This window comes from Treponema berlinense, assembly GCF_900167025.1.
Classification (GTDB): Bacteria; Spirochaetota; Spirochaetia; order Treponematales; family Treponemataceae; genus Treponema_D; species Treponema_D berlinense.
On the sequence record NZ_FUXC01000011.1, the window covers coordinates 72,029 to 86,647 of the forward strand.

Consider the following 14,619-nt stretch of genomic DNA (forward strand, 5'->3'; position numbering starts at 1 on the left):
CTTTTGCGCGCCCCTCCCGCCGCTAACGCATTTTTTGTTTTTCCAAAAAAAATCTTAAATAACAGTTAATTCTCCTTTATAAAGCATATTTTATATAAAAATACGAGGTTTTATATAGAAAATCGACTTTTTCTTGATTATCATCAAAATTAAGGGAAAGAGTGAACTCAATCAATACGACAGAATTTTATTTCTAACGAGGTAATCGATGAAAAAAAACTCTCAAAAAAGAAAATTCGGCACAATTTTATTAAGTCTTGCCGCATTATTTGCAGTGCTTTTTTCGACAGCAGCATGCAAGACAGACAGCGACGATGATGAATTGAACAGTGTGACAATTAATCCTTCAGAAGCGACAATAAACGCAAATGGACAGATTTCGCTCTATGCAGATGTTGACAGAAAGGGCTCTGGTACTCCAGTTTATAAATGGGAAATTACATCTGGCGACGACTATGCAACGCTTGAAAATGCAACTTCTGCAACTTGTGTTGTTACCGGTAAAAACACAACAGCAAGCGCTCAGCGCGTAACCGTAAAATGTACCGTAACATTTGCTTCGACCACGAAAGAGGCAGAAGCAACAGTAACTGTTAGCACGGCAAAAGTAGAACTAGAAAGCGTTTCGATTGCAGGTTCAGCAGAAATTGAATCAACAGCAAATACAGAGCTTACCGCAACTCCAGCTTTTACAATTAAAGGGGCTTCGCCAACTGTAACTTATACTTGGACAATAAGCGCAGGCAGAGAATATGCAGAGCTTTCTGAGTCAACAACAGGAACAATTAAACTCACAGCAAACAACACAACAACGGAAGCACAGACAGTTACAGTAAAAGTAACTGCAGCTTACGACGGAACAACTAAGGAAGCAACAAAAACTGTAAAAATTCTTGCGCGAGGACAGGTTGTAGAAAACAAGGTTACTTCTGTAAGTGTTAGCGCGGAAAAAAGCTCGATTGCTTGCGACGGAAGCACAACCTTAACTGCAACGCCAGTATATTCTGGCAATCCTGAAATCACTTACACCTGGACAATCAGCTCAGGCAGTGAATATGCAGAGCTTTCTGAGTCAACGACAGGAACAGCCACACTCACAGCAAAAAACACAACAACTGCAGAACAAACAGTTAAAGTAAAAGTAAGCGCTTCTGACGGAACAAATTCTGTAGAAAGCACTTGCGAAGTAACGGTTGGAGCGGCAGCTGCAGTAGAGACTGGAAACGTAATAAAAGCAAGCGACACACCACTTGGATTTGCTGGAGTAAATTATGCAATGCCGACTTTTACTAATGTTGTGACTGTAAAAACAAGAAACGAATTGATGAAGGCAATCAATAACGAAAATTCATTGATTTATATTGATGGAATGATTGATATGTCAGATGAGGGAAACGGCTCAAAACTTCCTGCTGAAGGTGCTAGCAATATTGCGGTTTCTTCTGTAATGGATTCTTGGATTGCGTCAAAAACTTCAAATGCTTATAAAACATATGCTGCGTGGGTTGAGGCTTATGCGGCAGTTTGTGAAAAATCTACTGATGATAAAGAGGTTGGCAATTCAGGTAATTCTTCATTATGTAAGATGGTATGGACTTTAAATAATGCATGGAAATCTGTAATCCAGCTTAAGTTAAACTCTAATACGACAATTATTGGGCTTGGAAATAATTCTGGTATTCGTGGTGGAACAATCAGCATCAATGGCATTAAGAATGTTGTAATTAGAAATCTTACTCTGGTTGATGCAATTGATATGTTCCCACACCATGAAGTGAAGTCAAAAGGAGAATCTGATGGTTTTAATGCTCAGTTTGACTGCATAACAATTCAGGGTTCTAACACTGCGAATATCTGGATTGACCACTGTACTATGAAAGACACTCTTGTAATGCAGCACGTTCAGTCTGGAACAAAAGAAAAATGGCAGAATTATGATGGTCTTTGCGATATAAAAGGCGACGGCAAAGGAATAACTGTTTCTAACTGCCATATGTATCATCACGACAAAACAATGCTTGTAGGTTCAGACGATAATGAAGGCGATAACACAGTGCGTAAACTTTCTATTATAAACAATCATTTTGATACTTGTGTACAGCGTTTGCCGATGGCAAGAAACAGCCAGTTCCATGTTTTGAATAACTGGTACACTTTTGGTAAAACACAGTCAGTTGGAGATGGTAAGACCAAAGGAGATTACTGTATTGGTGCAAGAAAAGGTGCTTTGATTTATTCTGAAGCAAACTATTTCGACAGCAATATGCAGTATTCTATCCGTGGAAATGAAAAAACAGCTTCAATGGCAAAAGTTTATGACACAGGAAGTGTTGACAAAAATACAAAGAAAACTGATGAGTATACTGCGGTTGATTCTGCACCATTTACTGTGCCTTATTCTTATGAACCAATGACAGCCGAAAATGCAAAAACATACGTTGCTGCCAACGCTGGTGCTGGTGTCTGGACTGTTGTAAAATAAACTTTACCGTTTGTCATTGAACTAATGCGTAAGGGATTGTAAGGGCGGCGGAGCCGTTCGCTTGCGAATGACAACCCTGAAAAGCCCGACGGCAACTTGTTGCCGGTACGCCCAAAAATTTATATTACACCTCTGGTTTTTTAAGAGCCGGAGGTGTTTTTTTTGCAGTTGTGGAGAATTCTAAAAATTTATTATAATTATTTATATGTTACGCTTGAAAGAAAGGACGTAAAATCCTGGGTAAAGGCAAATGCTGGCGCTAGACAGTAAATATTAAAATTTAACGGGTTGGTGAGTTTTTGAACTGGAGTTTATGGCATGAAAGATAATACTGACAAAAATATTAAAGGCGAGGCTGTTTGTTCCGGCAATTTTTCTAAAACTGGGCTTGTGCTTGAAGGTGGCGCAATGCGCGGTATGTTTACGGCTGGCGTGCTTGATGTTCTTATGGAAAATGAGATTTATACTGACGGTGTTGTCGGGGTTTCGGCTGGTGCGGTTTTTGGCTGTAATTACAAGTCTCGGCAAATCGGGCGGACGATTCGTTACAACAAGCGTTTTGCTGGCGACTGGCGGTATTGTTCAATTCGTTCGCTTTTAAAAACCGGCGACATTTACGGGGCTGATTTTTGTTATAACAGAATTCCAAATGAACTTGACGTGTTTGACCTTGAATCTTACAAAAAAAATCCGATTCCTTTTTATGTTGCGGCAAGTGATTGCCGGACTGGTAAATGTGTTTATAAAAAACTCGAAACTTGCGATGAGAACGACCTTAAATGGATGCGTGCGAGCGCTTCTATGCCTCTTGCGAGCCGGCCTGTCGAGGTTGACGGATATAAATTGCTTGACGGTGGCATGACAGATTCTATTCCGCTGGAATTTTTTGAAAAACTTGGTTTTTCTCGCAATATTGTAGTTCTTACTCAGCCGCGCGACTACAAAAAATCTCCGAACGCTCTTATGCCGTTTATAAAAATGTCGCTAAGAAAGTATCCGGCGCTTGTTCAGGCCATGCAAAATCGGCACAAAATGTACAACGCAGAAACCGAGTATGTTTTTGAACAGGAAAAGAAAGGCAATGTTCTCGTAATTTGTCCTGAAAATTCTCTAGGAATTAGCCGTACAGAAAAAAATCCAGATGAACTTCAGCGTGTTTATGAAATTGGCCGAAACATTGCAACAAAAATGCTTTCTGAAATAAAAGAATTTGTTGATCATAAGTGATTTTCTTGAAAGGTTATTTTGCATAAAAAAGAATATGAAAATTTGTGCACTTGGAGCGGTTGCTTCAATGGCGGTTTGCAGTGCATTTGCTGCTGGTGGTATAACACATGCGCCTGGACACATGCTCATAACGGATATTCCAGAGAGTTTTCTTCAGAACTAATGTAAAAAATGCACAAAAAATAAATGAATGTTTGTCATATTTGCTATCGTGCACGAAAAAATAGCGTGCTAATGTTGTGTCATAAACAAAAGCGTGTAGGCAGAAGTTTTTTACGCTAAAACTGAACTTAATTTGGAGGCAGGAATATGAATGCAAAAGAGATTGCAAAAATGCAGACAGAAAATGTGCTTTTGGGATGGAGCAAGCAGGGCGGATTAGACCCGATTGTTGTTGATCATGCCGAAGGAATTTATATCTATGATACCGACGGAAAACGATATGCGGATATGTCTTCTGAGCAGGTAAATGTTAATGCCGGTTACGCAAACAAGGAAATGACCGAGGCGATAAAGGCTCAGCTTGATAAATTTGCTTATGTTCAGGGCTCGTGGGGAGCAGAAAGCCGGGCAAAACTCGCAAAATCTATTATCGACCGTTTGCCTGACTGTTTTGGAAAAGTGTTCTTTACAAACGGTGGAGCAGATGCGAACGAGAATGCGATAAAAATTGCCAGAATGTATACCGGACGTTTCAAGGTAATGAGCCAGTACCGTTCTTATCACGGTTCAACTTTTGGAGCCGGAAACTTGACCGGTGAACCACGCCATTTTGCGCTTGAGCCGGCTATTCCGGGCTTTATTCACTTCCGCGGACCTTATCCTTATCAGGAAAAAATTCACTTTGAGTCGGAAGATGAGGAATGTGAATATTATGTAGAACGTCTGCGTGAACAGGTTATTTTTGAAGGCGGCGACAGAATTGCTGCAATTATTCTTGAAACTGTAGTTGGTTCAAACGGAATTATCATCTATCCGAAGAACTACTTAAAAGGTGTGCGCAAGATTTGTGATGAATTTGGAATCATGATGATTTGCGATGAAGTTATGGCTGGCTGGTACAGAACTGGAAAAATGTTTGCATACATGAATTTTGACGTAACTCCAGATATTATAACTTTTGCAAAAGGCGTAAATTCTGGCTATATTCCGCTGGGTGGCTGTATCGTAAAGAACGAAATTGCCCATTTCTTTGACGACAAGTATCTTTCGTGCGGACTTACATATTCCGGTCATCCGTTGGCATGTGCCGCTGGTGTTGCTTGTCAGGAATTCTACCTTAAAAACGATATTGAATCTCATGTTCAGAAAGTTGGAAAGCATCTTGGAGAAAAACTTGAGGAGCTTAAGGCAAAACACAAGAGCATTGGAGATGTTCGCTACATCGGGCTTTTTTCTGGAATTGAACTGGTAAAGGACAGAGAAACCCGTGAACCTCTTGTTCCTTGGGGACAGGATCCAAAAGGAATAATGGGAGCGATTGTAAAGGAACTCAAAAGCCGGGGATTTTTTACATATTCACACGAAAATGTAATTATTGTCGCTCCGCCGCTTATCATAACCGAAGCACAGATTGACGAGGAACTTGAAAAGCTGGACGATGTTTTGAGTATTGTTGACGAAAAATACATTTAGCGTACGGGAGGAACCAATGGTATTCAATTTTACGACAGCGCCAAGGACTGTAATGGGCGAAGGTGCGTTAAAAATCGCTGCGCCTTATTTTAAGTCTTTTGGAAACAAAGCTTTGATTGTGACCGGAAAAATAATTACAAAGACAGGGCTTGCCGCTCAGGTTCAGACTGTGCTCAAAGAACAGGGAATTGACAGCGTTATCTATAACGATCTTCCTGGAGAGCCTACGGATTTGATGATTTATGCCGGGGTCGAAGTTTTTAAGAAAGAAAAGTGTGATTTTATTGTGGGGCTTGGCGGAGGAACGCCTCTCGACAGCGCAAAGGCAATTGCGGCTATGGCGGTTCTTCCCGGAAAACTCGGTGATTATAAAGGAAAGGAGATATCCGGGGATTTTGCGCCGCTTGTGTTGATTCCTACAACTGCCGGAACTGGCTCTGAAGTGACAAAGTATGTTGTATTTACAGAGACAGCGACGGATTCAAAACTCTTAATAAAAGGCGACGCTCTTCTTCCAAAAATTGCTGTTGTTGACTACACATATACGGTTTCTTCTCCTGCTTCAATCACACTGGCCACAGGAATGGATGCGCTCACGCATGCGATTGAAAGCTACACTTGTATAAAACATACTCCAGTTACGGATTTGTACTGTCTTGATGCGATTAAGAGAATTTTTAAATATCTTCCAGTCGCTGTAAAAGACGGTACGGACAAGGTTGCCCGCGAAAATATGAGCATTGCCGCTTACGAGGCTGGAGTTGCAATAAATACAAGTCCGACAACGATTGTTCACGGAATGAGCCGTCCGATTGGAGCGGTTTTTCATGTTCCGCATGGAATATCAAATGCTATGCTTTTGGTTGAATGTCTGCGCGCTGTGCTTTCTGGAGCATATTCACGTTTTGCAGAACTTGCCGTATTGGTTGGAGCGGCTCAGGACGGAGAGGAACCTGCGATTGCTTCTGAAAAATTTCTTGAAAAACTTGAGGAATTTACAAAATCCTTGAATGTTCCAACTCTCCGCGAATACGGACTTGATCTTCAGAAATTTGCTCAAAAAGAAGAGAAAATGGCGTCAGATTCCGTTGCGTCTGGTTCACCTGCAAACTGCTACAAGGTTCTTTCAAAAGAAGAGCAGATTGCAGTTTATGAGATTTTGAGGAATAAATAATGAAAATCGCGCTGATTCAGATGAAAGGAAAAAATTCCAATGATGATAATATCGAAATTGCGTTGGAACAAATTGAAAAAGCAAGCGCTTCTGGTGCTGATTTTGTTGTTTTGCCGGAAATGTTTTCCTGTCCTTACAAGGCGTCAAATTTCCCTGTCTATGCTCAGGAAGATGACGGAAAGAACTGTCAAAAGTTGAGTGCGGCTGCAAGAAAAAACAAAATTTATCTTGTAGCCGGCTCAATGCCTGAGCTGGAAATAAGTGAGGAAAATGGCAGCCGTGTAGAAAAAATCTACAATACTTCCTATGTCTTTGACCGAACCGGAAAACAGATTGCAAAGCATCGCAAAATGCACTTGTTTGACTGCGATATTCCTTCGGCACGGTTTTATGAAAGCGAAACCTTAAGTCCAGGAAAAAACGTAACAGTATTCGACACAGAATTCGGCAAAATCGGGCTTATGATTTGCTTTGACATTCGATTTCCTGAATTGGCGCGGCTTATGGTTGATAAGGGGGCAAAACTGATTGTTGTTCCGGCGGCGTTCAACATGACGAGCGGTCCTGCCTGGTGGGATATTATGTTCCGTGCACGTGCAACCGACAATCAGGTTTTTATGGCAGGGTGTTCTCCTGCCCGCGACGAAAATGCTGGTTATGTTGCGTGGGGACATTCACTTTTTGTCGATCCATTTGGAAAAATCCTTGCTCAGCTGGACGAAAAGGAGAATATTCTTTTGTACGATTTGCAGCTTGAACAGGTAGATGATTTCCGAAATCAGTATAAAATTCTTGCTGCCCGGAGAAAAGACGTTTATTCGCTTGTTGAATGCAAGAAAGCTACAGAAAATAATGCGGACATATAGTTAAAATGCACGAAAAAAAAATTAAAATTTGTGCAAATAAGATTTTTATGTCCGGGACAATGTCTGTATACTAAGTTTAATTTTATGAATCAAAGGCGGTTCTGTTCATCGTAGAGGTGAATTGAGCCGCCTTTTTTTATTCATCTATGGAGGTGCATAATTATGAAAAGAGTCTTTAAGAAATCACTTGAGGTTTTAGCAGTCCTTGCGGCTACTTTTGGATTTTTTTCTTGTGGAGAAAAAAAGAGTTCTGCAAAAACAGTTAAGATTGGAATTCTCTACAGTACGACTGGAAATTTCAGCCTTTCTGAAACGCCTATGCAGAATGCGGCTAAAATGGCGATAGACGAAATCAATGCGGCCGGCGGCGTAAAAGGAATGCAGATTGAACCTTTGTATGTTGACTATGGTTCAGACCCGGCTATGGCGGCGGAAAAGGCTCAGCAGATGATTTTAAAAGATGGCGTTACTGCCATTGTTGGAACAAATGCATCTAATACGCGTCTTGCAGTAATTCCTACGATTGAAAAATACAACAGCGTTCTCGTTTACAATACCTATTATGAGGGCGAAAAACCTTCTAAGAACCTTCTTTACACAAATACTTGTCCAAACCAGCAGGTTGCGGCTTTTATTCCGTGGATGATAAAAAATCTCGGTCCAAAAATTTATATCGTTGGATCAGATTATGAATTTCCACGCAAGACAATCGCCTTTGCAAAGGAATATATCGCAAAATTTGGCGGACAAATTGTTGGAGAAGAATATACACCTACAAGCGAAACAGACTTTTCTTCCGTTGTAAACAGAATTAAGGCTTCTGGTGCAGATTGTGTATTCTCCGGTGTAGCAGGCAACTCAAATGTTCCTTTTTACAAGGACTATGTTCAGTACGGAATGGATCCAAAAAAAGTTCCGCTTTGTTCAATTTCGTCGCACGAGTCTGCAATTAAGGCTGTAGGTTCGGCAGCTGTCGGAAACTATGCTTCGTTCGACTATTTTAATTCTCTTGATACGCCGGAAAGCAAACTTTTTGTTGAAAAATACCAGAAACTTTTTGGAACAACAACAACGGTTACAAACAGTGCAGAAGGCGCTTACCACGGAATCTATATTCTTGCAAAAGCAATAGAAAATGCAAAGTCGCTTTCGGCACAGGACATTATAGCCGCAGCTAGTGGTGTTGAGGTTGATTCACCTGGAGGAAAGATAAAAATGGACGAGAAAAACCATCATTGCTGGCTTAACACTTATATTGGACAGGTTCAGGATGATTTGTCTTACAAGATTCTTGCAAAAAGTGACGGACTTGTAGCTCCTATTCCTGAGTAACTGAATAAAACGAAATAAATTGAAGAAAAAATCTGCCGTCGCGGTGGACAATGACAGAAAACTGCCGCGGCGCACAGTCGCTTGATGAGTTTTTTAACACAAATAAGGAGGCACAGATGAGCCTTTTCTTACAACAGCTATTGAACGGAATCAGTAACTCATCGGTTTTGTTTCTTACGACAATCGGTCTTGTAATCATTTTTGGAATGATGGACGTTGTCAACAATGCACACGGAGAGTTCATAATGATTGGAGCTTATACGGCCTGTATAAGCGTTAATGCCTTGCATATTCCGTTTGCACTCGCATGCATTCTTGCAGCCCTCGTGACTGGAATTGTCGGAATAATAATTGAGCAGGCGGTTATTAAAAAACTTTATGGAAAAGTTGCCGAAACCCTGCTTGTTACGTTCGCACTTGAATACATAATTCAGCAGATTGTACGAATGATTTTTGGACCGGAAAGCCAGACTTTGGAAGTTCCATTGCGTGGACAGATTACAGTTCTTGGAGTTTCTATTCCGTATTACAACCTTATTTTGATTTTAATGGCCTTGGTTGTGCTTGCGCTTACGCTTGTTCTTTTTTATAAAACTTCGTTTGGAATGCAACTCCGCGCAATTACACAAAACCGCGACATGACGCAGTGCCTTGGAATCAATGTTGCACGGATAAATATGTTTACATTCGGCTATGGTGCGGCTCTTGCAGGTTTTTCTGGTGCGTTGATTGCTCCGATAAAGAGTGTTTTTCCTGGAATGGGACCGGCGTTCAACGTTGACGGATTCCTTGTCGTAATTCTCGGAGGACTTAATTCAATAATAGGATCATTTGCCAGTTCGTTTGTAATCAATGAATCAATCACAATAATGTCAGGATATATGAGCCAGATTGTCTCAAAGCTTTTAATTTTTGTTGTGATAATCGTGATTGTACGCTTCCGGCCAAACGGTCTGTTTTCTTCAAAGGAAAAAAGATAGGTGAGGTGAATTATGAGTTTTGATGAAAAAATTGAAAAACTGAAGACGCCATGCTTGTCGTCTGTAAAATCTGTAAGCGTTGAAAAGTGGATTGCATACGGAATGTTTGCGCTCCTTGTTTTTATTCCGCTTTTTAGTTCAATGTATAGCCAGCTGGTTTTCGGAAAATTTATCTCCTATATGATTTTTGCGCTTGCGCTTGATATTCTTTGGGGATATGCCGGATTGATGAATCTTGGATTTGCGCTCTTTTTTGGGCTTGGCGGATATGTATTGGGAATCTCTCTCTCGTGCCAGAACGGGCTTCCTGCATTCATGGAATTTGGCGGACTAACACAGATTCCTCTATTATATAAGCCTTTGCAGAATATTCCGTTTGCATTTTTGATGGGGCTTTTGGTTCCTGCGGCAGTCGCCTTTATTCTTGGACTTTTTATTTTCTACAGCAAGATTAAGGGTGTTTTCTATAATCTTATAACTCTTGCGCTTGCGGCTTTGTTTGAGCTTCTTCTTGCTACAAAGCAGATGTACACCGGCGGTTCTTCTGGAATCAACGGAATTGCGGGAGGACTCGACAAGATAAAATTTTTCGGCAGACCTATAACAATTACAGGCTGGTATTATATCGGTCTTGTTGCGCTTGTGGCAGTTTATGTTCTTTGCCGTCTTATTACAAAGGCTCGTTTTGGCAGCGTAATAAAATCTGTCCGCGACAACGAGGCCAGGCTTCAGTTTCTCGGATACAATCCTGCGGTGTTTAAGATTGCGGTCTTTACAATAGCAGCGTTTTTTGCAGGTTTTGCCGGAATGGTTTATCTTCCAATGACGTCGTTTATTTCTATTGAAGCAGCCGGCGTTAGTTTTTCGACTATGGTTCTTGTTTGGCTTGCTGTCGGTGGACGTGGAAATTTGACTGGAGCAATGGCTGGCGCACTTCTTGTAAGTTTTTTGCAGTCAAAGCTTTCTGAAAGTTTTGGCAATATGTGGCAGCTTGTGCTTGGCGCTGTCCTTATTCTTATCGTTTATTTTTTGCCAAAAGGAATTATTGGAACTTTGCAGGATATTCAGTATAACCGTCGAATTGCAAAAGTAATCTCGCAGCAAAAACAGGAGGCATGATAAAAATTACGTCCTTGTAATTTTTATCATCACAGTTTGCTCAAGCGTTGCTTTCTCAAACTGTGATTCTCGCCATCCGTAGCTCACCGCTAACGCGGAGTTTTAGAAGGAGGCATGACAATGGCTTCATACCTTGAATTGAGAGATGTTTCAGTTGTTTTTTCAGGATTTAGGGCTGTCAATAAAGTCAATCTCAAGATTGAAAAAGGCGAACTTCGCGTGCTTATTGGACCGAACGGTGCTGGAAAAACCACAATAATGGATATGATTACCGGTAAGACAAGACCGACAGAGGGACAGATTCTTCTTGACGGATACGATATAACAGGAGAACCGCCTTATAAAATCGCCGAAACTTACAGAATCGGGCGCAAATTTCAAGGACCGAATATTTTTGCGAACATGACTGTCTTTGAGAACATAGAAGTTGCTCTACGCGGTTATTCGTCGCTTATAAAAACATTCACCTACAGACGCACGCCGCAAATTGTTGAAAAAATCAATGGAATCTTAAAGCAGATAAATCTCTACGATTACCGGGATATGGTAAGTTCTTCGCTTTCGCACGGTCAGAGGCAATGGCTTGAGATGGGAATGGTTTTGGCACAGGATCCAAAGGTTATTCTTCTTGACGAGCCGACTTCGGGAATGACAGCGGACGAAACATACAAGACAGGCGAGATGATTCTCAATGTTATGAAAGGAAAAACTATTCTTGTAATCGAGCACGACATAGATTTTGTTAAGCAAATTGCAAAAAAAGTCACTGTTTTAAATCATGGAGAGATTCTTGCTGAAGGCACTTACGAGGAAATTACCAATAATCCGGAAGTTGTCCGTGTTTATCTTAAAAACGATGCCGACCTTGATAAAAAAGAACCGACGGCCGAAGAAAAAATCATCAGACAGATGCAGACACAGCTTCTTGAAAAGGCAGGTGTTTCTACCGGGGCGGTTGCTGGCCAGAAGACTACAGGAGGAGAATAAAAATGCTTGAAGTAAAAGACGCATGTGTAAGTTACGGAAAGAGCCGGGTTGTGAACGGAATCTCCCTAAAGATTGACGGCGCAGAAACATTCCTGGTTCTTGGAAGAAACGGTGTTGGAAAGACAACATTTATGAAAAGCATAATTGGGCTTTTGCCGGTAGATTGCGGTTCAATAAATTTTGACGGAAGCGATATAACAAAGAGCCGGGCGTATGAGCGTTCTCAAAAAGGAATTGCCTATGTTCCTCAGGGACGTGAAATTATTCCTATGCTTACAGTTAAAGAAAACCTGCAATTAGGGGCTGTGGCACATAAAAAAGTTCAATTTGAAGCAAAAATGAAGGAAATTCTTGAATATTTTCCTGATTTGACGCCACATCTGCGTAGAAAAGGAGGTGTGCTTTCTGGCGGACAACAGCAGCAGCTTGCAATTGCCCGCGCACTAATGAGCGATCCTAAAATTCTGATTCTTGATGAGCCGACCGAAGGAATCCAGCCAAATATTGTTATGGGAATTGCAGACATTCTCAAACGGTATCAAAAGGCGAAGAATATTCCTCTGATTATCGTAGAGCAGAATCTTCACTTTGCGCGCAGAATTGGCGACCGTTTTATGATTATTCAAAAAGGCCGCAGCGTAAAGGAAGGTTCTATCGACGAACTGACCGATGAAGTTTCTGCTAAATATATTTCTGTATAGGCGGGGGTAAAAAATGTCTAAAAATTATGTAATTACAATTGCGAGAGGTTTCGGTTCTGGTGGCAAACAGACGGCGACACAGATTGGAGAGAAACTTGGAATTCCAGTCTACGAAAAGCAAATTCTTGAAATGGCTTCGGCATATTCCGGGTTAAGCGAGGAAATGTTCATTGAAGTTGATGAAAAACTCCGTGGAAATTATGTAACCAATGCTCTTGCAAAATTTACTTTTCCAAAGGAAGTTTCGCCTACAAGCAAGCGTTTTGAGAGCGATATAAATCTTTTTTGTATTCAGGCTGAAATAATAAAGCAGCTTGCACAGAACGTGTCGTGCGTAATAATTGGAAAATGCGCCGACCATATTCTCAAAGATTTTGACAATGTTGCGAGTTTTTATATAGAAGCTCCCCGCAAAGAATGTCTGGAATCAATCATGACAAAGACCGGCGTAAATGAAAAAGAAGCCGCAAAGATGATTGAGAATACGGACAAGTATCGTTCCGAGTACTATAAGTTTTATTCTGGCGGAAACTACTGGACAAACCCTGTCAACTACGACCTTACGCTCAACAGTGCGAGAGTGGGACGCGGACGCTGTGCCGATGTCATTATCGATTATATGCGGCGGAGATTCGGGGCGGACTTTGAAGATACATTCAAGGGAAAAATCTAATGAATGATAAAGCTGTCTGGTTTTTTAACCGGACAACTCTGCTAAAAAGAGGTATGACAAATGTATGAATGTGATATAAAAAGAATGGAAGAGAAAATAACCGCTTTTGGAGGCTTTGGGGACACAGGCCACGGTGGAATTACAAGATTTTCACTTTCTCCAGCGGCTATTCAGGCAAGAAACGAGATAAAATTGCGCATGACAAGGCTTGGTCTTGATTTTAAGACGGACGATCTTGGAGACATTTACTGCACTCTTCCAGGAACAGATCCGGATGCAAAAGTCATAATGTCCGGCAGCCACTGCGATTCAGTTCGTCAGGGTGGAAATTACGATGGAATTCTTGGCGTTCTTACTGCTATGGAAGTGATAGAAACTATAGTCACCAAAAAAATTCCACACAGGCATCCGATTCAGCTTGTTGTCTGGACAAACGAGGAAGGTGCGCTTTATGAACCTGCGATGATGTGTTCAGGAATAATCTGCGGCAAATTCAAAAAAGAAGAAATGTTTGCTTCAGTTGCAAAGGATGGTTCTGGAAAAACTTTTGGACAGGCTCTTTCGGAAAGCGGATTTTTGGGTGAAGAAAAAAACAGAATTGAACCTTCAAAAACAGAAGCTCTTGTTGAACTTCATATTGAGCAGGGACCTGTTCTTGAAGCCGGTGGATACGACGTTGGAGTGGTTGAAGGAGTGGTTGGAATGATAAATTATGAATTTACGTTTCACGGACAGGCCGACCATGCCGGCACATTCCCAATGCCTTATCGGAAAGACGCTCTTTTTGCTGCCAGCCAGGCTCTTTTGTTCCTTCACGAAGAATTTGACAAGATAGGCGACAAGGAACTGGTTTATACAACCGGAAAAATAAGCTGTCATCCGAATATTCACACGATAATTCCGGACGAGGTAAAATTCACCTTAGACGTGCGTCATCAGAATCCAGAAATAATAAAAAAATGTGTTGAAATAATAAAATCTATGCCAAAAGAATGGGCAAACTGCACGATGAGCTATAAAGAAGCGTGGGCGCGAAACACCGTAACTTTCCACAAGGAATGGGTTGATGATGTTGAAAATGCGGCTCAAAAACTGGGTTACAAGAGCCACAAAATGTACTCTGGAGCCGGTCACGACGCACAATACCTGAGCGAGATTGTTCCTACTACGATGATTTTTGTTCCGAGCAAAGGCGGACACAGCCACTGCGAACTTGAATATTCGCCTGTTGAATGGTGCTGGAAAGGAGCAAACGTGCTCCTTAACACAATTCTTGAGATAGACAAAAAATAGGATTATTTTCCCATGGCAACAACTTTAATTCCTTCGGTTTCAAGTGAACTCCGGATTTTTTTTACAAATTCAAGGGCTTTAGGGCTGTCGCCATGCATGCAGATAGAATGCAAGGCTCCGATTTGATACTGAACCATCGCTTTTAATTCT

The 14,619-nt window shown here is 41.2% G+C and carries 14 protein-coding genes; 13 read left to right on the top strand and 1 reads right to left on the bottom strand.

The annotated features are described in order from the left end of the window. Positions 1 to 208: 208 nt before the first annotated feature. The 13 genes from B5D47_RS09210 to B5D47_RS09265 all read left to right on the top strand — a co-directional run bounded on the left by B5D47_RS09210 (position 209) and on the right by B5D47_RS09265 (position 14,469). Positions 209 to 2,482 (top strand): pectate lyase family protein, encoded by a 2,274-nt coding sequence (locus B5D47_RS09210; RefSeq protein WP_078931543.1) that lies wholly within the window; start codon positions 209 to 211, stop codon positions 2,480 to 2,482. 318 nt (positions 2,483 to 2,800) lie between these two features. Further along, positions 2,801 to 3,709, top strand: coding sequence for a patatin-like phospholipase family protein (locus tag B5D47_RS09215; protein WP_078931544.1), 909 nt, complete (start codon positions 2,801 to 2,803; stop codon positions 3,707 to 3,709). A 34-nt stretch (positions 3,710 to 3,743) separates the two neighbouring features. After that, positions 3,744 to 3,872: a hypothetical protein gene (locus tag B5D47_RS11805; protein WP_268811078.1), complete on the top strand. Its 129-nt coding sequence runs from the start codon at positions 3,744 to 3,746 to the stop codon at positions 3,870 to 3,872. A gap of 146 nt (positions 3,873 to 4,018) precedes the next feature. Further along, positions 4,019 to 5,344, top strand: coding sequence for an aminotransferase class III-fold pyridoxal phosphate-dependent enzyme (locus B5D47_RS09220; RefSeq protein WP_078931545.1), 1,326 nt, complete (start codon positions 4,019 to 4,021; stop codon positions 5,342 to 5,344). A 16-nt stretch (positions 5,345 to 5,360) separates the two neighbouring features. After that, positions 5,361 to 6,518, top strand: a complete 1,158-nt coding sequence (locus tag B5D47_RS09225) for an iron-containing alcohol dehydrogenase (RefSeq protein WP_078931546.1) — start codon at positions 5,361 to 5,363, stop codon at positions 6,516 to 6,518. Next, positions 6,518 to 7,384: a carbon-nitrogen hydrolase family protein gene (locus tag B5D47_RS09230; RefSeq protein WP_078931547.1), complete on the top strand. Its 867-nt coding sequence runs from the start codon at positions 6,518 to 6,520 to the stop codon at positions 7,382 to 7,384. Before B5D47_RS09225 ends, B5D47_RS09230 begins: the two co-directional genes overlap by 1 nt. Positions 7,385 to 7,546: 162 nt before the next feature. After that, entirely contained in the window at positions 7,547 to 8,716 is a 1,170-nt protein-coding gene (locus B5D47_RS09235) for a transporter substrate-binding domain-containing protein (RefSeq protein ID WP_078931548.1), read from the top strand. A gap of 116 nt (positions 8,717 to 8,832) precedes the next feature. Further along, entirely contained in the window at positions 8,833 to 9,696 is an 864-nt protein-coding gene (gene urtB / locus B5D47_RS09240) for an urea ABC transporter permease subunit UrtB (protein WP_159443519.1), read from the top strand. Positions 9,697 to 9,708: 12 nt separating this feature from the next. Further along, positions 9,709 to 10,815: an ABC transporter permease subunit gene (locus tag B5D47_RS09245; protein ID WP_078931550.1), complete on the top strand. Its 1,107-nt coding sequence runs from the start codon at positions 9,709 to 9,711 to the stop codon at positions 10,813 to 10,815. A gap of 120 nt (positions 10,816 to 10,935) precedes the next feature. Further along, positions 10,936 to 11,802: an urea ABC transporter ATP-binding protein UrtD gene (gene urtD / locus B5D47_RS09250; RefSeq protein WP_078931551.1), complete on the top strand. Its 867-nt coding sequence runs from the start codon at positions 10,936 to 10,938 to the stop codon at positions 11,800 to 11,802. Positions 11,803 to 11,804: 2 nt separating this feature from the next. Then, the gene (gene urtE, locus B5D47_RS09255; protein ID WP_078931552.1) at positions 11,805 to 12,503 is read left to right on the top strand and encodes an urea ABC transporter ATP-binding subunit UrtE; all 699 of its coding nucleotides are present in this window, start codon (positions 11,805 to 11,807) and stop codon (positions 12,501 to 12,503) included. A gap of 13 nt (positions 12,504 to 12,516) precedes the next feature. Next, positions 12,517 to 13,176, top strand: coding sequence for a cytidylate kinase-like family protein (locus B5D47_RS09260; RefSeq protein ID WP_078931553.1), 660 nt, complete (start codon positions 12,517 to 12,519; stop codon positions 13,174 to 13,176). 60 nt (positions 13,177 to 13,236) lie between these two features. After that, positions 13,237 to 14,469, top strand: a complete 1,233-nt coding sequence (locus B5D47_RS09265; RefSeq protein ID WP_078931554.1) for a Zn-dependent hydrolase — start codon at positions 13,237 to 13,239, stop codon at positions 14,467 to 14,469. Between the two features lie 2 nt (positions 14,470 to 14,471). On the opposite strand, the gene B5D47_RS11545 is transcribed toward B5D47_RS09265, so the two are convergent. Next, the gene (locus tag B5D47_RS11545) at positions 14,472 to 14,606 is read right to left on the bottom strand and encodes a LamB/YcsF family protein (RefSeq protein WP_200806571.1); all 135 of its coding nucleotides are present in this window, start codon (positions 14,604 to 14,606) and stop codon (positions 14,472 to 14,474) included. Positions 14,607 to 14,619 lie beyond the last annotated feature (13 nt).